Raw genomic sequence first — 21469 nt, 5'->3', positions numbered from 1 at the left:
TTGTTTCTGCTGGCATCAGTTCTGCTGATCAGTCTCAGCGGGTTTTCTGGCTGCCCAATAAGTGGCCAAGGCTGGTCCAGAAATATTGTGCCATAAGCTAAAAATGGCACTCGGTACGGCTGTGATGGGAGATGCAGCAAAATGAGTCGCAGCCAAAGCCACACCTAGACCAGAATTCTGCATGCCCACTTCTATCGATACCGCACGGCAGTCAATTTCAGCTAGTTTAAAGATCCTGCTGGCCCAATAACCAAGTAAATAACCCAGACCATTGTGTAAGGCAACAATGCCTAAAATCATTAGTCCGGATTCCAGAATCTGGGTTTTACTGCCAGCAATAATTGCGGCGACAATTGCGACAATCGCAATCACCGAGATCAGTGGCAATACCTGGATATAAGCCTCAACTTTAGCCTTTAAAATGGCACGGATAATCAGGCCTAAAATAATCGGAAATAATACCACTTGCAGAATTGATACCAGCATTGACCAGGCATTGATCTCAATCCACTGACTAGCCAACAGATAGAAAATAGTCGGCGTTAAAACAGGTGCTAGCAAAGTTGAAACCGAAGTACAGGCCACAGACAGGGCTGTATTGCCTTTGGCCATGTAGGTAATCACATTGGATGCAGTTCCACCCGGGCAACAACCCACCAGGATTACCCCTATCGCAATTTCAGCCGGGAGCTGGAACAGCTGACATAGGAGAAAAGCCAGCCCTGGCATCACCATAAACTGGGCCACTACCCCAATTGCCACTGCTTTTGGACTCTGTAACACACTTTTAAAATCGCCTACTGTCATAGTCATGCCCATACCCAACATGATCAGGCCCAACATCCAGGGAATATAGGCACGTAGCCAGACAAAAAGCTCCGGTAGCATCAGGGCAATAGCAGAAAACAGAATCACCCACAAAGCAAAGGTCTTTTGGACAAACTGGCTAAATTGAAGGAGTGCTGACATGTGGGAAATCCGGGGGCATTTAAAAGAAAATCGAGGCATCGTTTGATACCTCAAAATATATAAATATATCAACTCGTCTGAAAGCAGATCAGCTCAAAAATAAAAAGCCAGCGCTTAAGCCACATCGATTATATCTTTCAGATAAATCCTTTTTACCCCTTGAGCCAGCATGTCCTGCCAAGCATGTTGCAGTGAACCATTCAGGTCAATGCCTTTAGTAGCATCCGCAATTACATAGGACTTAAAGCCCAGTTTGCAGGCATCCATCGCCGTCCACGCCACACAGAAATCGGTGGCAATTCCAACAATAAATACCGTATCGATGCCACGTTCTCGCAGATAACCTGCCAGACCGGTACTAGTTTTCCGGTCTGCTTCCATAAAAGCAGAGTAACTGTCGATATTTTGATGAAAGCCTTTGCGAATAATCAGCTGCGCTTGTGGCAGATCCAATTCTGGATGCAGTTCAGCATCCGCAGTGCCCTGCACACAGTGGCTTGGCCAGAGCACCTGAGGGCCATACTCTAGCTGGATCGTGTCATAGGCAGCTTTGTCAGGATGATGAGCTGCAAAGGAAATGTGATTTTCTGGATGCCAGTCCTGGGTCAGTACAATATTACTAAAGTATTGTCCTAGTTGATTGATATTCGGAATAATCTGATCCGCACCTGCGACTGCCAGATTACCTCCCGGGGTAAATCCCTTCTGAACATCCACAACAATCAACGCGGCATTCTGCTGCATACGCTCTCATTCCTTGAAATCTTGATGATGCCCAAGCATAGCCTAAAAACCATGCTGTTTTTTAGTCCCAGTGACAAAAATAGAATGACTGCGCATTCTGACAAAAATCATATTCGAGCAATTCTTGGGCCAAATGGCGCACAAAAACGTAAGTAGATTTTGGCTTTACCTAGCGATGCCACATGAAAGTAACAATAAGCCCGTGTGTAACGTCGTATATAGCCAATCAAAATATTTCGGCATTGCATCAAGCTTAAAGACAATGATGTGTAGATTTACATCATCCATACGCGCTTGATCTTCAAAGCTGAGCTATGCCCGTCCAGAAAGAGTGTGTTTGAGTTTCAAGGAGATGAGGTAACTCACGCTGAATTTCGCCCTGAATGATCCATAGCGTATAGTTTTGATGTTGTTATAGCAAATGCGCAATACGTAGTTTTTGAGCCAAGCACTCTTTCTTATTTGTAATTATTTTTCAGTGCAATCATGACAAATATGGCTGAATTCGAATAGCGACATAGGTTTTAAGACGTTCATTTATGTCGTTTGAATCATTCTTTGAGACATAAAAAAACCCGCATCCTGCGGGTTTTTTATTCAGTTTCGCTTATGCCGCACTGTTCATTTTACGAACCAAGAACAACATGAATACTGCTGAGATAATAATACATGGGATCGCTGCTGAGATTACGCCCGCCGCACCGAAGCCTGCAGTTAACAGACTACCTGCAATTGCTGGTCCAAGCATTGCACCAATACGGCCTACTGCTGATGCCACACCAACACCCGTACCACGAACTTCTGTTGGGTAAACGATACCACCGAAGGCATACAATACACCTTGACAGCCGATAACGAATGCACCCACTAGCGCTGATGCCATGTACATTTGTGTTAATGAACCTGCAGCGTTTAGCGCCAATAGACCGGCCAAGATACCGCCGTACATTAATAGAATGACGTATGCTTTCTTCCAGCGGTCAGTTAACACACCTAGAATCACTGTACCTACAGTCGCACTTAACATGAAGTAGAACTGAGCCGTAGCACCTTCTTTACGTGTGAAGCCAAGTTCTTGGAATAGAGATGGCAACCAGCTGAGCATGATGTATACCACTATCAATGTGAAGAAGTAGCTTACCCAGATGAACATGGTACGTAGCAGGTTTTGTGAGTTAAACAGATCTTTAAACGCACCTTTAGGCGCAGCATCAGCAGGTGCATTTTCTGCTAGATCTTTCGCTTTTAAGTACTCTTTAGACTCAGGCAATAAGAACATCATCACCGGAATCACGATGATTGGTAATAATCCCCCGAGGTAAAAAATGTTTTTCCAGTTTGCACCAAATTCAGTCGCTGCAATCAATGACAGAATTGCTGCACCGACTGGCATACCACCGTACATCAAGCCGACTGCACGACCACGATTTGCAGGTGTGACAGCTTCAGATGCAAGCGTAATTAAAATTGGCATTGCCGCTCCAAGACCCGCACCTGCCAAGAAACGTACAGCCAATAATGAGTTAAAGCTATTGACCCATACTGTACAAAGTGTGAATACAGCGAACACCGCTGTAGACCAGATCAAAACAGTCTTACGGCCAATACGGTCCGCAATACGACCACCGACCAGTGCACCAGGCAATAGACCCAGAATCCCTGCACTGAAAAATACACCCAATTGTGAGCTATCGAGACCAAAATGCTCACGAATACCCGCTGCTGCAATACCTGCAGCCTGAATATCTAAGCCTTCAATCACTGCAATCAGAAAACAGATCGCGACCGTGACGATAGCATGCTTATTATCTGATTTTTCCATTGGATTATCCTTGTTCAATCAGCGTTCAAATAGAGCCGTCATCATCTATGAGACCGAAGTCGGATTTAACTACCAATAAGTTGAATGTTTTAGTGGGATATACAGATACAGGAGTCGGTGCTGTTGTTTGAGATACAATCCTTAGAAAGTCGCAAAAACAATTATTGTCATTGCCAGAAAATTCCTGTTTAAGGATTTAAGGCTTACAGATCAGCTAAAAAAATCCAACATTCAATAAATATCTAAGGATTCACTAATATCTAAAAAGAATCATTACAGCGATTTTAAGGCATTTTTAACTATGTCTATCCTTGTATTATTGATATGTTTTAGCTATTGGATAATCATTTATAAATCTTAAAAAATCGCTTAACTATTTGAATTTTCAATGTAATAACTTACTTAAACAGTCATTTATATGACAATTCTATTTAAGTGTCCAATTATCCAGACTATGTGAAAATACTCTTCTCTTTTTATCGTTTTACAAGAAGCTTCATTCTTTTTATTGCTTGCTTGTTGTTACAGAGCTTTGTATAAAGAATTGAACGGCTTTCAGCAAAGCATATTGTTCTTATGCTGCTGATCAGTCATAATTTGCATACGCAATATTCAATTCGGCGCAAATGCATTGAATTTGCTACAAATCAAAATACAAACCCATCCCAAATATGTTTTCTCATTCTCTTCGGATGGACAAATAGGATAGTTTTTTAAAATGACTCAGCAAGCACAGACCATTCAGGGTTCCATTGTCGCAATCGTCACCCCTATGTTTGAAGATGGCAGCGTAGATTGGAAGGGTCTCGAGAAGCTGGTTGAGTGGCACATTGCAGAGGGCACCAACAGTATTGTCGCGGTTGGTACAACAGGTGAAGCGTCTACACTCAGCATGAGTGAACACACGCAAGTGATCAAAGAAATCATTCGTGTCGCGAACAAACGCATTCCAATCATCGCCGGCACAGGCGCAAACTCAACACGTGAAGCCATTGAGCTGACCCAGGAAGCCAAAGACCTGGGCGCAGATGCTGCACTGCTAGTCACTCCGTATTATAACAAGCCAACTCAAGAAGGCCTGTATCAGCACTATAAAGCGATTGCTGAAGCCGTAGATCTGCCGCAAATCCTGTACAACGTACCAGGTCGTACCGGTGTGGACATGTTAAACGAAACAGTGATTCGTCTGGCAGATATCCCGCAAATTGTCGGGATTAAAGATGCGACAGGTGATGTTGAACGCGGTGCTGCACTGATTGCTGGCTTACAAGGCAAAGACATGACCGTGTATTCTGGTGATGATGCAACGGCATATCAGCTGATGGCACATGGTGCGAAAGGGAACATTTCTGTGACCGCCAACATTGCACCAAAAGCCATGAGCGAAGTGTGTGCCGCTGCTATTCGCGGTGATGATGCTCACGCTGAAGCGCTTAACGCTCAGGTTGCAAATTTACACAATATTTTATTTTGCGAATCGAATCCAATTCCTGTGAAATGGGCACTCCATGACATGGGCCTCATCGGTACAGGTATTCGCCTGCCGTTAACACCACTTGCAGAACAATATCGCGCTCCGCTTCATGAAGCACTTGCTGCAGCGGGCGTCATTAAATAAGAGCACAATACTATGCAATTACGTTTAGGACTTATCCTTGCCCTTTCAGCATTCAGTTTAGCGGGTTGTAGTTCAATGGCCTTTAAAAATGGCACTTTGGATTACAAGGACACCACTACGCTAGAGCCTCTGCAATACCCTGAAGGTGCTATGGTTCGTCCTGCAACGCCATTGTATCCTGCTCCGACAGTAGATCCGCTTGCGATTGAACATGCACCAAAACTGGAAAATGAACGTGGCAACCGTTTTGCCCTGCCACGCCCTTCTACTGAGCCAGTTCGTTCAACTCAAGCTGATGAAACTGTTACAGATATAACAGGAAAGCCGCAACTGGTGATGGATGGAAATCAAAATCCGTTGCTCAAAATTGATGGAAATGCTGCTACAATATGGCAATACACTCTTGCCACGCTCAGCAGCCTTAACCATTCCATCGTTGGTCAAAGCAAAGATCGTTACCAGGTAACGATTAAGGTCGATCAGCAGACCTATGTTTTAAGACTCTCTCCTGCAGGTTCGAGTAACACCCTGGCTGTGTTTAATCCTGATAACAGTTTTGCCGATCGCGAAAAAGCAGCAGAACTGTTAAACCAGATTTACCAAAATTGGCCAGCCTAGACATTTTCTAGGCATTTTTTTTTGTAGAAGGTTCCCTCATGTTAAAACAAACCTTGCTCTATACTGGTAAAGCGAAATCTGTCTATACCACAGACAGTGAAGACCACCTGATTTTAGTTTTTCGTGACGATGCGTCAGCATTCAATGGCGAAAAGATCGAACAACTGGATCGTAAAGGTAAGGTGAATAACCGTTTTAACGCCTTCATCATGGAAAAGCTGGCTGCTGCTGGTATTGAAACTCATTTTGAGAAGCTATTAACGCCAAACGAAGTATTGGTAAAAAAACTCAAAATGATTCCAGTAGAGTGTGTTGTACGTAACTATGCTGCGGGTTCTTTATGCCGTCGTCTTGGTGTTGAAGAAGGTAAAGAGTTAACACCTCCTACATTCGAATTGTTCTTTAAAGATGATGCCCTTGGCGATCCAATGGTGAACGAATCTCAAGCGATTGCTCTGGGTTGGGCAACTGCTGAACAACTGGCAAAAATGAAAGAACTGACTTACCAAGTGAACGAAGTGCTTAAAGCATTATTCGAAGCGGGCAATATGCTTCTGGTTGACTTCAAACTTGAATTCGGTGTGTTCCACGACCGTATCGTACTGGGTGATGAATTCTCTCCAGACGGTTGCCGTCTATGGGACAAAGATACCAAGAAAAAACTAGACAAAGACCGTTTCCGCCAAGGCCTGGGCGGTGTGGTTGAAGCGTATGAAGAAGTTGCTGCACGTTTAGGTATTGATTTAGACAATATCTGATCTGTTATCGACAGATTCAAAAAACCGGGCTGAATGGCTCGGTTTTTTATTTTTATGCTTTTGCAAATCATCAGTTTAAATATCATTTCTATGTCAGCACATGAAATTTTTCTTATTTTTAGGTAGCATTAACCCATCTGTCCATTTCGCCATCGGCCTAGGATGAGATCCCTCGACTTATCAGGAACATTACATGATGTATAAAATTGATGAACTTACCCGTCTGGGCCAAGGATGCTCAAAAATTGTTTTTCAGCACCCCGAGCAAGACGATAAGATTATCAAGATCATGAATCCGGATCGTGTAGATATTGATGGTGGCTGGAAAGGTCATGGCAAGATCAAGCGCCAGTTGTCTCAAGGGGCGTATAAACAGTTCCGCCGTGAGTTATTGCAATACCTGCAGTTATGCAAGAACAACTATCAATATAACCAGTTTGAGTTTCCTGTTGAAACTCCGTATGGTTTTGTTCAGACCGATAAAGGTTTGGGGCTAGTCGTGGAAAAAATTATCAGCCCAAATGGCAGAGGAATTACCCTGCATGAGCTTTGTCGTGAAAAACAATTTACCGAGAAGCATGCACAGGCTTTGGATCTCTTCTTTGATCAGTGTTGTGACCTGCATATTGTCTATGGTGAAGTGAATATTGCCGGCATCATGTATACCGAACAGCGGCATAATAAACCTGAATTTGTTCTGGTCGATGGTATGGGTGAAAAACTGCTTATTCCATTACGTGCCATGAGCAAGCGTATCAATGCTAAAAATGTACGTAAAGTTGAGGCTAAAATTAAAGCGCAGATGCAAAAGCTGCTCGAAGCTTAATTTACAATTTTTTTGAGCTGAACCACTCAGTTATTTGATTTATTTCTCAAGCGGTTACTATCATTTACTCCTTTCACCAAGGGTATAGGTGGGCTTTTTCGTGTATTTTATGTTACATTACGGTTAAAAATTCTCCCATTTATTTTATTCAGGTCTTCATGATGTATCAACTTAATGATCTTACCCTTCTAGGTAAAGGCGGTTATAAACTGGTTTATCAGCATCCGACTGATGAAAGTAAAGCCATTAAAGTGATGAACCCAAACCGCATCAATGATAACGGTGAATGGGCACATCTCGGCCGTTTTAAACGTGGGCATGCTCAAGGTGTATATAAGCAGTTTCGCCGTGAAGTATTGCAATACCTACAGCTGTGTAAAAATCATTATAAGCACAACATTTTTAGTTTCCCGATTGAAACACCCTATGGCTTTGTGGAAACAGATCAGGGCTTAGGGCTGGTTGTCGAGAAAATTATCAGTCCAAATGGCAACGGCATTACCCTGCACGAACTCTGCCGTACTGGCGAGTTTAATGACACACATGCCAAAGCACTGAATGAATTTTTTGATGCCTGCTGCGATCTGCATATTGTTTATGGGGAAGTGAATATTGCCGGCATCATGTACAGTGAAAAGCGCAGTGGTAAACCGGAGTTTGTCCTGGTTGATGGTATGGGAGATAAACTGTTTATCCCGCTACGTGCCATGAGTAAATCTCTGAATGCCAAGAATGTACGCAAAATTGAAGGTCGAATTCGCCATAAAATGGATGAATTGCTGCAATCTGCTCAGCAGAATCAAATCGAAAACCGGGCTGCCTAGCTCGGTTTTTTATTGCCTTTTACAATCATCGAAAAAATGAATTCTATTAATAAAAATAATCAGTTTTACATCTCTGATCAAAGCTCTTAAAATCATTTCTATAGCAGGCGAGGTCATGGCATTAGAAGTTATTTTCGCCAGACTTGCCGATCAGAATTTTTTCTACCCTCTAGGATGTATCTCCCCCAAGGACATCCTATTTTCAGCCCGGTTCTCCCTGAACTGGGCTTTTTTTTGCACACCTTTTTAAGTTTCTAAAAAAGTAATGGACTTGCGACTGAGTTCAGCCTGAGTTGATCGTACAGCTTTTGGCAGGAAAACCAATAAAAATAGACACCTAAAAGGATAAACCGTAGATATCCGTAGAAATTTTTATTGCTGCTGTTGCTGTTGTTGCCAGCGGCGTTGCTGTAAGCGTTCTCCTTCAACCTCACGTTTATTTCGTGCTGACTCATATAGCCTGGTTCCTTTCAGTTCCGGTGGCATATAATCCTGTAGTACAAAATGTTCTGGATAATTATGTGGATACAGATAATCTACACCATAGCCCTGCTCTTTCATCAGCTTGGTCGGTGCATTACGTAAATGTAATGGTACTGGCAGATGAGAAGTTTTATCTGCCAATTCCATGGCTTTATTGATGGCCAGATAGGTGCTATTGCTCTTGGCACTGGTGGCCAGATAAACTGCACATTGTCCCAATATAATCCGGCATTCCGGCATTCCAACGGCCTGAACAGAACGGAAGCATTCTCCCGCCAGTAACAATGCATTTGGATTGGAGTTACCAATATCTTCAGAGGCGGCAATCAGCATACGGCGTGCAATAAAGACTGGATCTTCACCACCCTTTAACATCCGTGCCATCCAGTATAGTGCTGCGTCCGGATCACTGCCACGAATCGATTTGATAAAGGCTGAGACCAGATCATAGTGCTGCTCACCAGACTTATCATAGCGGGCAATATTTTGCTGCGCTACCTTTACCACCACCGCGTTGGTGATGATATTTTCCATATCCGGTTCAAAGGTGCTGGCAACCAGATCTAGCAAATTAAGTGCTTTACGTGCATCTCCTGCTGCAAACTGGATCAGGGCATCGAATTCTTCAATCTGGATATGACGTTCTTGTAAGAAACGATCAGACTGAATCGCCTGAGTCAATAAAGTCTCAATTGCCTCGGCACTTAAAGCGTTTAGACTATAAACCTGACAGCGTGACAACAAGGCACTGTTGACTTCAAAAGATGGGTTTTCGGTGGTGGCACCAATCAGGGTAATTTTGCCCTTTTCAACCGCATTTAACAAAGCATCCTGCTGAGACTTATTAAAGCGGTGAATCTCGTCAATAAACACCACGGGGGTCAGCAGATCACCACCTTCCGCAATGACTTCACGAAGTTCTTTCACCCCGGTATTTAATGCGGACAGGCTGACAAAGGGCCGATCCACTGCCTGTGCCAGTAAAAGTGCAATTGTGGTTTTGCCTACACCGGGTGGCCCCCAGAAAATGATAGACGGTAAATGCCCCTGATCAATCATCTGACGTAAAGGTGCATTTTCACCGAGCAGGTGATCCTGCCCAATAATTTCCCTGAGGTCACGTGGCCTCAAACGTTCAGGAAGAGGGATATGGCTGTCTGACATTTTATAATGGGCTCACTTTTAATCTGTTTGCATTCTAGCATTAGCTGTTTTTAATTCCGAATATGAAGTTTGTCTAGCTTCTGTCTCTGTACCGACGTATGACAATATTTTTTATCATTTCAAGTGAATTAGACCTTGCATCTTCATACAAATTTGATCATATTCTTTTTAGATCAGCTAGCGCTGAATGAATGTTCTTTTATTCTAATAATAGATAAGTGGGTCCGGGGTTAGATCAAATAAAACCTCTGTATCGGTGAATACATGGAATTTGATAAGCAGAATTTGGACACTTTTGCCCGGTTTGAATCACCGGATTCATTACCGTCAGATACTTTCAGGTCGACCACTGGCCCAGAGCTGACATGTATCCAGGATTTTGCTGATGCCCTTCCTCAACCAATGTGGTTGCAGACTCGGGATGAGATTGAATATTTTAATACGGCCATGCAGGACTATCTCGGGATTGACCTGAATGAGTACGGTCGGGAATACTGGCAACGGTTTATTCATCCTGATGATTTATCTAATTTTATTAGCGAATGGCATACTGCACTGAATAAACGTCAGAATGCAGAACTGCAATGCCGGATCCAGAAACTCGATCACGGTTATCGTATGTGTCTGCTGAACATGAAGTTTCATTATGAAACGGGTAGCCTGCTGCGCTGGGCTATCACCCTGACCGATGTGCATGATTATTTTGAAATCCAGCAGCAACTCTCTCAGATCATTGCTACCCAGCAAAATATGCTGGATGCAAGCTTAGACTGCATAAAAATCATGACTCCTGATGGTAAATTGAGTCATGTAAACCGTTCTGGCCGACAGGCTTTGGGACTGTCCGAAACCGAACAGCATTTTGGTATGTCCTGGCTGAATCTGCTGCCTGCCGAGGTCCGTCCATCTGGCAGGCGTGCGCTAAAGCGTGCTGCCCAAGGTATGAATGCCCGTTTTTCCGGCACTAGCCAGCTACAGGGTCAAGCACCAGAGTATTGGGATAATTTACTCACTCCAATCGTGGATGAACACAATGTGACTCGACAGATTCTGTGTGTTTCACGTAATGTCAGCCAGCAAAAACAGGTGGAAACCCGGCTGAAAGCAGTCACAGAAATTGATGAGCTGACTGGACTATATAATCGCGGTACCTTCTACAAACAGTTTAAACGCGTCCTGTTCAGAGCACGGCAACAACAGAGCCAAGCCGGGCTGCTCCTGATTGACCTGGACTATTTCAAGCATATCAATGACACCTTAGGGCATATTGCCGGTGACCATCTTTTACATGTCCTGGGGGAACGCTTCAAGAACAATCTTGGACCTGAAGCCATCGTCTCCCGTTTAGGGGGTGATGAATTTGCTGTCTTGGTCCAAAATCTTGAGCATGAATCACAGCTGTTAGAGGTGGCTAAAAAGGTCTGTCAGCAGATGGAAATACCGATCAGTTATGCCGGTAGAAGTATTAATAGTGGCATCAGTGTTGGTGGTGCCATTTATCCCCGTGATGCCATCAACAGTTCTAACTTATTAAAGTGTGCCGATATCGCACTCAATGATCTGAAAAACAGTGGTCGCGGTGGCATCCGCATGTTCAGTCAGGAAATGTTTGAATCGCTGGACAAGATGACCCGTCAACTAATTTTGGCACGTAAAATTATCAATTCAAACCAGATTATTCCTTACTATCAACCCAAGGTACGCCTGTCCGATGGTGCGGTGATTGGTTTTGAAGCACTGCTGCGCTGGAAAGATCAGTACCACCAGGTTCAGCTGCCATCCCGTATTTTCTGTGCCTTTCAGGACTATGAACTGGCCTCAAGAATCAGCGAAACCATGCAGCTGAAAGTCTTTGAAGATATGACCCAATGGCAGGAACAAGGCTTAGAAGTTCTGCCAATCTCGATCAACGCAGCGCCTGTCGAATTCCTGCGTGACGATTATGCTGAAAAGTTATTAGAACGGCTGTCTCGCTTCGATATTTCGGCAGACAAGGTTGAACTGGAAATTACCGAACAAAGTCTGTCAGAACGGGGAGCTAATTATGTTATTCGCGCACTGAACTTGTTAAAACAGGCGGGCATTCATATTTCTTTAGATGATTTCGGTACTGGCCATTCTTCGCTGACCCGTTTACAGGAATATCCGGTGGACTGTATCAAGATTGACCGTAACTTTGTGGAACGCCTGAATACTGATCTCTCGGCACTGGCAATTGTCAAAGCTATTACCCAGATTGGGTCCAGTATTGAGCTTGATGTGCTGGTAGAAGGTATTGAAAATACCGAGCAACTTTCTACCCTGATTAATTGTGACTGCCAGATCGGACAAGGTTTTTATTTCTATCGGCCAATGGCGGGTAGTGCAGCACAGCAATTACTGCATAGCACTGTGTGTTAGAACGAAACTTCTAGCGCACCCAGCGCACAATATGATCTTCCATTTCGTCTTCATCGACTTCGAGCTCACTCAGACAGCGGCCCGCAGCTGACTTGCGCGCTTTAATGACACTTTCACGTGAACCGCTGATCAGGTAATGCCAAGACGGCAAGTGTTTTCCTTCAGCCACCCGGCGATAGGCACAACTGGCTGGTAACCAGTGAATAGCCGCCAATTTTTCAGGCGTGAGCTGAATACAGTCAGGCACGAATTGTAAACGGTTGGGATAATCTGAACAGCGCGCGGTCTGACAGTCAAGCAGTTTACAGGCAACGCGTGTATAGGTGACTTCCTGAGTATCTTCATCTTCAAATTTAATGAGACAGCAGAGCCCGCAGCCATCACACAATGCTTCCCACTCCTGAGGCTTCAGCTCGTTCAGGGTATAGTGTTTCCAGAATTCAGGACGCAAAGTATCAGTCATAACAGCAGGCAGAGATGAGACAGGAGCAATCTATTATAGCAGCCCTGCACAAAATAAACGTACTGTAAGCATTTGATAACTATACTCACACGATTACTAACTATTAGACAGATTATCAACAAAAGGTTAACAGTTTGAAGAGCTTATTGTCCCTATACTAATTTTGAGAATAAAAACACATGGAGATTCAAAGATGTTTCGTTGGGCTATTATATTCGCTGTTATTGCATTGATTGCCAGTTTACTGGGTTTTGGTGGAGTAGCCGGTCTGTCTAAGGATTTCGCGATTATTCTGTTGGTAATTGCGGTTATTCTTGCAATTGTTGGTTTCTTGTCCCGCGGTAAGGTCTAGAGTAACGGATTTTGTCCTGACTCAAGACCATCTACCGATGGAATAAGAAGTAAAAAATAAGAGCCTCATGGCTCTTATTTTTTTGCATGAATTTTATGGTTTCAGATGTCGTGGTCGGAAACCGGTCAATACCAATGCAAGCAGATAAACTGTGACTCCGACAATACACAGCCCGATGACTTCAGTCACACGGATCCATTGCGATACCTCACCATTATACCAAGTCAATGCATATGCCAGCGCAGCGATCATGGCACAGTTGGCAAAACCAAACTGCAACATGAGCTTTTTCCAGTGGCCACCAAAGCGGAAAATATCACGCTTGTGCAGATAGAAATATAGCATTCCGGCATTGACCAAAGCTGAACCTGAAGAAGCTAAAGCCAATGCCATGTGTTCTGCATGCCAGTCAATCAGCTTGAAGAATCCAATAAACACAACATTCAGAATCGCGTTAGCCGCTACTGCAATTAAACCGACACGTACCGGTGTTCTGGTATCTTGCTGGGCATAGAAACCTGGTGCAAAAACTTTAATCAACATGAATGAAATCACGCCAGCACTCATACACTGGAGCGCCATTGCTGTCATCTGGGTATCTTCCAGATCAAACTGACCACGCTGGAACAGCGCCTGAATGATCGGCGTAGAAAGCATGAACAATGCAATACTGGCCGGTAGGCCGACCATTACAATCACTTTCGCCGCCCAGTCGATCATACTGCGGAATTTCACCTGATCCTGTTCGGCATGACGTGCCGACAAAGATGGCAGAATCACGGTACCAATTGCCACGCCAATCAAGCCCAATGGCAACTCCGTCATACGTTCAGCACTGTAAAGCCAGGATACCGAACCATCCTGCATAAAGGATGCCCAGATGGTATTTAGCAGCAGGTTGATCTGCGTCACCGAAACACCAAACAGCGCTGGCAGCATCAGTTTCATGATGCGGTCTACGCCTTCATGCTTGAAGTCGATTTTGGGTGGAATCAGCAGTTTCTTGCGCCACAGTTCCGGAATCTGAATCGCCAGTTGCAAAGCACCCGCAATCAATACTGCCCAGCCCAATGCCATGATCGGTTCGGCCATATACGGGGTAAGCCACAAGGCGCCGGCAATCATTGCCACATTCAAAAGCACCGGTGCAAAAGCGGGTGTAGTGAATGAACCGTAGCTGTTCAGGATACTGCTGGCAAAAGCCGTCAGTGACATGAACAACAGATAAGGAATGGTCAGGCGGAACATGTCCGATGCCAATGCGAACTTCTCTGGATCTGCATGGAAGCCCGGTGCATAGACATAAATAATGGCGGGTGCAGCCACCATGGCCACGAAGGTCAGTAGGCTCATGACGGTAGACAGACAGCCAAATACCCTACTAATCAGGATCTGTACCTCGGCATGCGTCCGTGTGGTTTTATATTCGGTCAATACCGGAATAAAAGCCTGTGAAAAAGCTCCTTCCGCAAACAGACGCCGGAAGAAATTGGGAATACGGAATGCGACCACGAAGGTATCGAAGTCCTTGCCTGCACCAAAGACATTGAGCAGTACAATATCCCGGACCAGACCCAGTACCCGTGACAACATGGTCATCGCACTGACAATGACGGTCGAACGCCACAGCGCCATACTGTTCACCTAATGTTTAAATTTTGCCTATTGTAATGAAACTTCTGGCAGAAGTTCATTGCTTTATCACATTCCTATTCAGGTATTGATGTATTTTTATAATGATGCAATTGTTTACGGAATGCGACCCAGTTGAAATGTAGGCCTGGATCAGTTTTACGTCCCGGGGCAATATCAGAATGTCCGGCAATATGTTGCTGGATTTTTGGATAATGGGCTTGCAGACAGGCAGTCACCTGTACCAGTGCATCGTACTGTGCCTGTTCAAAGGGAAGGTCATCGCTGCCTTCAAGCTCAATCCCGATAGAATAATCATTGCATTCTTTCTTAGCGAGATAGGTCGAACGACCCGCATGCCAGGCCCGGTCATTAAAATTGACAAACTGCAGCACTTCCCCGCTACGCAGAATCAACAGATGGGTGGACACTTGCATGCCCTGAATGGTCTGAAAATAAGGATGTACTGACCAATCCAGCTGATTCTGGAAAAACTGCTCAATATAACCACCGCCAAATTGCGAGGGCGGCAGGCTGATGTTATGCACCACGATCAGTTGAATCTCGGTATTTTCCGGACGCTGGTTAAAATTGGGTGAGGGAATCTGGCGTGCACCGATGAGTTGTCCATCCTTCACATGAAATGCAGGTGCTTGTTGCATAAAAACTTTCCTATCCCCAATCAAAATGACTGCTGCGCAATGCAGCTGGCTTAATGCTAAAACTTTCGTATCCAAATCTCAATTCAGCTGTGATGACTGTACGAAAAATCGCTCATTTTTATGTAACAGTGCTAATATAACGCGCAATTTTCACGGCTTACAAAAGATACGGAAATACTCATGAGCATATCTCAAGCTTTGCTAGAACAGTCGATTCAGATCAATATTCAACAGGCGCTGGCTGAAGACATTGGTGATGGTGACATCACTGCCCTGCTGACACCTGAAGATGAACAGGCGACTGCCACCATTATCAGTCGTGAGAATATGGTGCTGGCTGGGCAACCTTGGGTGAATGCTCTGATTCAAGCCTACGATCCAAAAATTGAAGTGATTTGGCTGAAGAATGACGGTGACCGTGTCGGAGCAAATGAAGCCTTCCTGAAACTGGCAGGTTCTGCGCGTAGCCTGCTCACGGTAGAACGTCCGGCATTGAATTTTGTCCAAACCCTGTCTGCAGTCGCGACCAAAACAGCAAGCTATGTCAAACAATTAGAAGGTTTAAATACCAAACTGTTAGACACCCGTAAAACCATTCCCGGCCTGCGTATTGCACAGAAATATGCCGTAGCGATTGGGGGTGGTCAGAATCATCGTCTGGGGCTGTTCGATGCCTTTTTAATTAAAGAAAATCACATTATGGCAGCCGGTGGGATTGAACAGGCCATTGCCAAGGCACATCAGATAGCACCAGGTAAACCGGTAGAAGTCGAAGTAGAAACCTGGGATGAGTTAAATCAGGCACTTGAAGCCAAGGCAGATATTGTAATGCTGGATAATTTTAACCAGCAGCAAATGGTTGATGCGGTGAAGCATGTAGCAGGTCGTTGCAAACTGGAAGCTTCGGGCAATATTACGATTGAGAATTTACGTGAAGTGGCTAGTACAGGTGTAGATTATATTTCGATGGGCGTTCTGACTAAAGATGTGAAAGCAATTGATTTATCCATGCGTTTTAATGCCTAGATCTTGCTGAATACGTGATAGAAGAAGGGTGCGAAGCACCCTTTTTTTTTATTTTTCGATTTTTTTGCGCAGTTTTTGCACAAAAAAATAATAAAGATGAATGAAGTGACACTGGGGTATGATGACTAATTGGTATTTTGTCCTGCTGGTGCAGAAGCACCATCCCGATCTGCATCACGGGAATTATTATCACAGGCAGTCAGACCAAGAACGGTACAGACTGAAAGTGCCATGAATAATATTTTCATACGTTGACCCTCTATAGTTAAGTAGATTGAAAATCATCTCTCGAAACATAGCGATACAGTAGATAGGTCCTGTTCAATTTTTGTGAGGCAATGTTGAAGCCTAAGAATACCCATAAAAAAACGCATCCGAAGATGCGTTTTTCACTAGAAGATAAATTACCAGCCTAAAGCTTCTTGCTGTTTCTTGATCAGCTCTTGGATGCCCTTCTCAGCCATTTCCAGCATGTCATTGCATTGGCTACGGGTAAATGGCTTGTCTTCTGCAGTGCCTTGAATTTCAATAAATTCACCAGCTTGAGTCATCACGACATTCAGGTCAGTCTGGCAGTTAGAATCTTCTTCATAGCAAAGATCCAGTAATACTTCATCTTTGAAGATACCCACAGAAATTGCAGCAACCAGACCTTTAAGTGGATCTTGCTTGATTTTTTTCTTCTCAAGCAACACATTCATCGCATCAATCAATGCTACCGCAGCACCGGTAATAGAGGCTGTACGTGTCCCGCCATCTGCCTGGATCACATCACAGTCGATAGTAATCGTATTTTCACCGAGTTTTTTCAGGTCCACCATAGCGCGCAGGCTACGGCCGATCAGACGCTGGATTTCCTGAGTACGGCCACTCTGTTTGCCACGTGCCGCTTCACGGTCGCTACGGGTATGTGTTGAACGTGGCAGCATGCCATATTCTGCGGTTACCCAGCCTTGGCCCTGACCTTTCAGGAAACGGGGAACCGAGTTGTCAATGCTGGCAGTACAAAGCACTTTAGTATGACCAAATTCAACCAATACTGAACCTTCCGCATAACGTGTGTAATTGCGGGTAATTTTGATGTCACGTAATTGATCTAATGCTCGCTGGTCGATACGCATAAATAAGTCCTGCTTTGACTGAAAAATAATTGCGGCTCAGTATAGCAGAAGCCTCTGCCAAGATTGCCCGGCCCTTGGCATGATTTACAAAATCAATTCAGTCTTGTTCGATCAAAATACAAAATCAGGCCATCTGAATGGCGCTGCGTGATTGCCGATTTTTTGTTAAACTTAAAGGGAAATATCGAGAAGATTTTTATGTCTTTACGTGCAGAACGCAAACAGCAAAGTCATCAGGCAATACTAGATGCCGCACTGGTACTGAGTAGCCGTGGTCGTGCATTTAGCAATATCAGCCTGCGTGAACTGTCCCGTGAAGTTGGACTGGTGCCGACGGCGTTCTACCGGCATTTTAAGGACATGCAGCAATTGGGTCTGGAACTGCTCGACCAAGTCGCCATTAATTTAAAAGGTGTCTTAAATCGGCTGGTAGAAGCTTACTTGTATCAAGTACATTCAGACACTGAAACCTCAATTGATCTTTTCCTTCAGGCTGTTGAAGAACATCCTGAGCCATGGCTATTTTTTAGTACAGAACGTTGGGGCGGATCAGACTTTTTGCGGACCAGTATTGAGCGAGAACTGCAATTTTTGGTTGCTGATCTGGTCGATGAGCTGGGAAATCTTTATTCCGCTCAGGGAATCAAATCGCCTCAACACTTGAAGCTGCTGGTCCAGATGCTCGTGGATTTATCCTTGAATTGGGCGATGGGTTGGCTGAGTATTCAAGGTCTGTCAGATGTCAATCTTCAACAAAGTCGCGCGGCAGAATTTAAAGCTCAGACGGTTATTCAGATGAAACTGCTATTTCAAGGCATTCATGCATAAACAGCCTTCAGGCAGCTAGAATAGATATTTTCAACAATAAAAAACCTGCAGCAAGGTGCAGGTTTTTTAAGATCAGGCAGAAATTATTTTGCCTTACGCTCTTTTTCTACCAAGAAATTTACCACCTGAATTACTTTGGCATCATCACCCTGAACGACATACTTACCATTCACGGTCACGGCTGGTACACCCGTTAACTGATAAGATGCGGCCAGATTTTTCGCCTGGGCGATTTTTGAAGAAATCGGGAATGATTTATACGTACTGTAAAATTTCGCTTCTGAAATACCATAACGGGTATAGAACTTGGCGAGTTGTGCTTGTTCTAAAATTGGTTTTTGCTTCGCATGGATATCATGGAACAACTGCAAGTGCGCTTTTTGACGAACACCCAGGGCTTCAGACACATAATAGGCACGTGCTGCCTGTTCCCATAGTGGGTTCATCGCAGCTGGAGTACGGACAAAACGAATATCTTTAGGCAGTTGTTTCAACCAGGTCTGCATATGCGGTTCAAGTGTGTAGCAGTGACCACAGCCATACCAGAAGAATTCACGTACTTCGATTTTTCCTGGCTTTTCAACTTTGACTGGCTTAGCCAGCACTTGATAGTCTTGGCCTGCTACAAAGTTGGCCATCGCACTACCAGAAAATGCTAAAACAGATGCAGCAACAGTGCCTAAAATAAATTTTTTCATTGGAATTATGATCCTCAAAATCTTTATGATTAGCTTATGCAGATACTATAAATCAAATATGCGGCTTTCGTTTTTATTCTGTGAACTTTTTTAAGGCTTTTATCGCTTTTTTTGCAGGAAGCGCTACACTAATCAACATTGAACTTTTTTAAAATATAACGACTTGATTGAGGTGACACCGATGTCGCAATTGAATGTTGATCCACAAGAAATTGCCAAATTTGAAGCTTTCGCAGCCATATGGTGGGATCAGCATTCCGAGTTCCGCCCTTTGCACATGATTAATCCACTACGTCTGAACTGGATTGACGAACATGCTGGCGGCTTGAGCGGCAAAAAAGTTCTGGATGTGGGCTGTGGCGGTGGCATTCTGGCCGAAAGCATGGCACGCCGTGGGGCTGATGTGCTTGGTATCGATATGGGTGAAGCACCCCTGAATGTGGCACGTCTACATGCGGAACAGGAAGGTGTCAGCAATATTCAATACCGTCAGGTTCCTGTTGAGCAACTCGCCGAGGAACAAGCAGGACAATACGATGTGGTGACCTGCATGGAAATGCTGGAGCATGTTCCAGATCCGGCATCGATCATTCAGGCTTGCCATAAGCTGGTAAAACCAGGCGGGCATGTGTTCTTCTCGACCATTAACCGTAATCCGAAGTCCTATCTGTTTGCCATTATTGGTGCAGAATATGTGCTGCGTATGCTGGCACGTGGTACGCATGACTACAGCAAATTTATCAAGCCATCTGAACTGGCGCATGACATCCGCAACGCAGGTCTGAAACTAAAAGATATGACGGGTCTGCACTATAACCCGCTGACTAAACGTTACTGGTTAGCGCCAAATGTAGATGTTAACTATATGGTCTATACGGCAAAAGAACAGGCGAATGGAGCTGCTGAATGAAAGCAGTTCTCTTTGACCTCGATGGTACCTTAATTGACACTGCTGCCGACTTTGTCCGCATTATTCAGGATATGTGCCGCGAAGAAGGCCGTGAAGTAGTAGCACCAGAGTTGATCCGCACTCAGGTTTCAGAAGGTGCTCGTGCCATGGTCAAGCTGGTCTATCCGGAACTCGAGCTGGAAGATCCACTCCTGCTGGCGCATCGTCAGCGTTTCTTAGACCTGTATGGTGCCGATATTGCAGTAGATACTGACCTGTTTGACGGCATGTATCCACTGCTGGAAGCTTTGGAAGCACGCAGTATTCCTTGGGGTATTGTCACCAATAAACCACGCTGGTTAAGTGAATCGCTGCTTGCGGCATTGAATCTCTCAGAGCGCTGTTCGGTACTGGTCTGCCCGGAAGATGTGGGCCGTACCAAACCGGATCCGGAGCCAATGTATCTGGCAGCAAAACAGATTGACCTGGCGGCTGAAGACTGTATCTATGTCGGCGATCATCCACGTGATATCGATGCCGGACGTGCAGCCAATATGTATACTATTCTGGCAGCCTATGGTTATCTGCCTTTAGAACATAAAGATAATTTAAACGCCTGGCAGGCCGATTGTATCGTGCATAGTGTAGAAGAATTACATCAACGAATTCAGGATCTGGTTTTAAAGCCAGTACTCGGCTAAAACTCAGGTTCCGGTCAGAACATTAAACTTCACAACAATAAGCAAGAAATAAGGAGGTCGTTCATGAAGTATTCAGAATATCAACCTCGCTCAGACCTGTTAAAGGATCGTATTATCCTGATCACAGGTGCCGGCGATGGCATTGGACGTGCAGCAGCGATCAGCTATGCCCTGCATGGCGCGACGGTAGTGCTGCATGGTCGCACCCTGAACAAGCTTGAAGTTATCTACGATGAAATTGAAGGTTTGGGTGCACCACGCCCGGCAATTCTGCCTTTACAGCTTTCCAGTGCTTCTGAGCGTGATTACGAGCTCCTGTTCGAAACACTGAGTAAACAGTTTGGTCGTCTGGACGGAATTCTGCATAATGCAGGCATGCTCGGTGAACGGATTGAACTGGCAAACTATAGCCCCGGCGTCTGGGACGATGTAATGGCTGTCAACCTGCGTGCACCCTTTGTGCTGACTCAGGCCCTGCTTCCTCTGCTCGAAAAATCTGAGCATGCTTCTGTGGTCTTTACCAGTTCAGGTGTAGGCCGTCAGGTGCGTGAACGCTGGGGAGCTTATTCAGTTTCCAAGGTTGCTATTGAAGCGGTAAGCCAGCTGTTTGCCAAAGAAAATGTACATCCACATGTGCGTTTTAACTGCATTAATCCGGGTGCAACCCGGACTGCGATGCGTTCTAAAGCCTATCCGGATGAAGATCCACTAACCTTGCCAACCCCGGAATCGATTATGCCGGCTTATCTGTACCTGATGGGTGATGACAGTCTGCATATGAATGGTCAAAGTATTGATGCGCAGGATTAACTGCTGATTGAAGTGAACATGATTGAAATGAGGGAGCCTTGGCCATTGCTGTCCCACAATT

22 protein-coding genes are annotated in these 21469 nt (G+C 44.7%); 12 read left to right on the top strand and 10 right to left on the bottom strand.

Features of this window, described 5'->3' with window-relative positions; all coding sequences use genetic code 11:
- Positions 1–15 precede the first annotated feature (15 nt).
- The 3 genes from BK820_RS03535 to mhpT form a co-directional block, all read right to left on the bottom strand.
- A complete protein-coding gene (locus BK820_RS03535; protein ID WP_071320119.1) occupies positions 16–969 on the bottom strand; it encodes a bile acid:sodium symporter family protein in 954 nt (317 codons plus the stop codon).
- Positions 970–1083: 114 nt separating this feature from the next.
- Positions 1084–1713 (bottom strand): bifunctional nicotinamidase/pyrazinamidase, encoded by a 630-nt coding sequence (gene pncA / locus BK820_RS03530; RefSeq protein WP_008305864.1) that lies wholly within the window; start codon positions 1711–1713, stop codon positions 1084–1086.
- Between the two features lie 607 nt (positions 1714–2320).
- Positions 2321–3535, bottom strand: a complete 1215-nt coding sequence (gene mhpT, locus BK820_RS03525; protein WP_071320118.1) for a 3-(3-hydroxy-phenyl)propionate transporter MhpT — start codon at positions 3533–3535, stop codon at positions 2321–2323.
- Between the two features lie 718 nt (positions 3536–4253).
- Between mhpT and dapA the strand changes: the two genes are divergently transcribed.
- From dapA to BK820_RS03500, 5 genes are all read left to right on the top strand, one after another.
- Positions 4254–5153, top strand: a complete 900-nt coding sequence (gene dapA, locus BK820_RS03520; protein ID WP_071320117.1) for a 4-hydroxy-tetrahydrodipicolinate synthase — start codon at positions 4254–4256, stop codon at positions 5151–5153.
- Positions 5154–5165: 12 nt separating this feature from the next.
- Entirely contained in the window at positions 5166–5771 is a 606-nt protein-coding gene (locus BK820_RS03515; protein ID WP_071320116.1) for a lipoprotein-34 precursor (NlpB), read from the top strand.
- A gap of 38 nt (positions 5772–5809) precedes the next feature.
- The gene (purC, locus tag BK820_RS03510) at positions 5810–6529 is read left to right on the top strand and encodes a phosphoribosylaminoimidazolesuccinocarboxamide synthase (protein WP_005220503.1); all 720 of its coding nucleotides are present in this window, start codon (positions 5810–5812) and stop codon (positions 6527–6529) included.
- Positions 6530–6722: 193 nt separating this feature from the next.
- A complete protein-coding gene (locus tag BK820_RS03505; protein ID WP_048882133.1) occupies positions 6723–7355 on the top strand; it encodes a YrbL family protein in 633 nt (210 codons plus the stop codon).
- A 158-nt stretch (positions 7356–7513) separates the two neighbouring features.
- Positions 7514–8179 (top strand): YrbL family protein, encoded by a 666-nt coding sequence (locus tag BK820_RS03500; RefSeq protein ID WP_071320115.1) that lies wholly within the window; start codon positions 7514–7516, stop codon positions 8177–8179.
- 372 nt (positions 8180–8551) lie between these two features.
- Here the strand turns inward: BK820_RS03500 and BK820_RS03495 are convergent, their stop codons facing one another.
- On the bottom strand, positions 8552–9826 hold the full coding sequence (locus BK820_RS03495) for a replication-associated recombination protein A (RefSeq protein ID WP_071320114.1): 1275 nt from the start codon (positions 9824–9826) through the stop codon (positions 8552–8554).
- Between the two features lie 264 nt (positions 9827–10090).
- On the opposite strand from BK820_RS03495, the gene BK820_RS03490 reads away from it, so the two are divergent.
- Positions 10091–12226, top strand: coding sequence for a putative bifunctional diguanylate cyclase/phosphodiesterase (locus tag BK820_RS03490; RefSeq protein WP_071320113.1), 2136 nt, complete (start codon positions 10091–10093; stop codon positions 12224–12226).
- Positions 12227–12236: 10 nt separating this feature from the next.
- Here BK820_RS03490 and BK820_RS03485 read toward each other — a convergent pair whose 3' ends face one another.
- The gene (locus tag BK820_RS03485) at positions 12237–12689 is read right to left on the bottom strand and encodes a YcgN family cysteine cluster protein (RefSeq protein WP_005220481.1); all 453 of its coding nucleotides are present in this window, start codon (positions 12687–12689) and stop codon (positions 12237–12239) included.
- A gap of 193 nt (positions 12690–12882) precedes the next feature.
- Here BK820_RS03485 and BK820_RS03480 point away from each other — a divergent pair, with 193 nt between their 5' ends.
- Positions 12883–13041 (top strand): DUF1328 domain-containing protein, encoded by a 159-nt coding sequence (locus BK820_RS03480; protein ID WP_004647174.1) that lies wholly within the window; start codon positions 12883–12885, stop codon positions 13039–13041.
- Between the two features lie 93 nt (positions 13042–13134).
- Here BK820_RS03480 and murJ read toward each other — a convergent pair whose 3' ends face one another.
- On the bottom strand, positions 13135–14685 hold the full coding sequence (gene murJ / locus BK820_RS03475; protein ID WP_171260586.1) for a murein biosynthesis integral membrane protein MurJ: 1551 nt from the start codon (positions 14683–14685) through the stop codon (positions 13135–13137).
- Positions 14686–14750: 65 nt separating this feature from the next.
- Positions 14751–15335, bottom strand: a complete 585-nt coding sequence (ampD, locus tag BK820_RS03470; protein WP_004813900.1) for a 1,6-anhydro-N-acetylmuramyl-L-alanine amidase AmpD — start codon at positions 15333–15335, stop codon at positions 14751–14753.
- 180 nt (positions 15336–15515) lie between these two features.
- Here ampD and nadC point away from each other — a divergent pair, with 180 nt between their 5' ends.
- The gene (nadC, locus tag BK820_RS03465; protein ID WP_071320111.1) at positions 15516–16361 is read left to right on the top strand and encodes a carboxylating nicotinate-nucleotide diphosphorylase; all 846 of its coding nucleotides are present in this window, start codon (positions 15516–15518) and stop codon (positions 16359–16361) included.
- Positions 16362–16486: 125 nt separating this feature from the next.
- Here the strand turns inward: nadC and BK820_RS15740 are convergent, their stop codons facing one another.
- The gene (locus tag BK820_RS15740; protein WP_004813902.1) at positions 16487–16609 is read right to left on the bottom strand and encodes a hypothetical protein; all 123 of its coding nucleotides are present in this window, start codon (positions 16607–16609) and stop codon (positions 16487–16489) included.
- A gap of 156 nt (positions 16610–16765) precedes the next feature.
- Positions 16766–17482, bottom strand: a complete 717-nt coding sequence (gene rph / locus BK820_RS03460) for a ribonuclease PH (protein ID WP_004813903.1) — start codon at positions 17480–17482, stop codon at positions 16766–16768.
- 198 nt (positions 17483–17680) lie between these two features.
- Between rph and BK820_RS03455 the strand changes: the two genes are divergently transcribed.
- Entirely contained in the window at positions 17681–18310 is a 630-nt protein-coding gene (locus BK820_RS03455; protein WP_071320110.1) for a TetR family transcriptional regulator, read from the top strand.
- A gap of 83 nt (positions 18311–18393) precedes the next feature.
- Here the strand turns inward: BK820_RS03455 and BK820_RS03450 are convergent, their stop codons facing one another.
- Entirely contained in the window at positions 18394–19008 is a 615-nt protein-coding gene (locus BK820_RS03450; RefSeq protein WP_071320109.1) for a thiol:disulfide interchange protein DsbA/DsbL, read from the bottom strand.
- Positions 19009–19189: 181 nt separating this feature from the next.
- On the opposite strand from BK820_RS03450, the gene ubiG reads away from it, so the two are divergent.
- The 3 genes from ubiG to BK820_RS03435 all read left to right on the top strand — a co-directional run bounded on the left by ubiG (position 19190) and on the right by BK820_RS03435 (position 21408).
- Positions 19190–19918, top strand: coding sequence for a bifunctional 2-polyprenyl-6-hydroxyphenol methylase/3-demethylubiquinol 3-O-methyltransferase UbiG (gene ubiG, locus BK820_RS03445; protein ID WP_048882125.1), 729 nt, complete (start codon positions 19190–19192; stop codon positions 19916–19918).
- The gene (locus tag BK820_RS03440; RefSeq protein WP_048882124.1) at positions 19915–20598 is read left to right on the top strand and encodes an HAD family hydrolase; all 684 of its coding nucleotides are present in this window, start codon (positions 19915–19917) and stop codon (positions 20596–20598) included. The genes ubiG and BK820_RS03440 overlap by 4 nt, the downstream gene beginning before the upstream one ends.
- A gap of 63 nt (positions 20599–20661) precedes the next feature.
- Positions 20662–21408, top strand: coding sequence for a YciK family oxidoreductase (locus tag BK820_RS03435; protein WP_004813911.1), 747 nt, complete (start codon positions 20662–20664; stop codon positions 21406–21408).
- Positions 21409–21469: the final 61 nt, after the last annotated feature.

This window comes from Acinetobacter sp. LCT-H3, assembly GCF_001866125.1.
GTDB lineage: Bacteria > Pseudomonadota > Gammaproteobacteria > Pseudomonadales > Moraxellaceae > Acinetobacter > Acinetobacter schindleri.
This window is presented reverse-complemented; position numbering and strand designations above follow the sequence as displayed.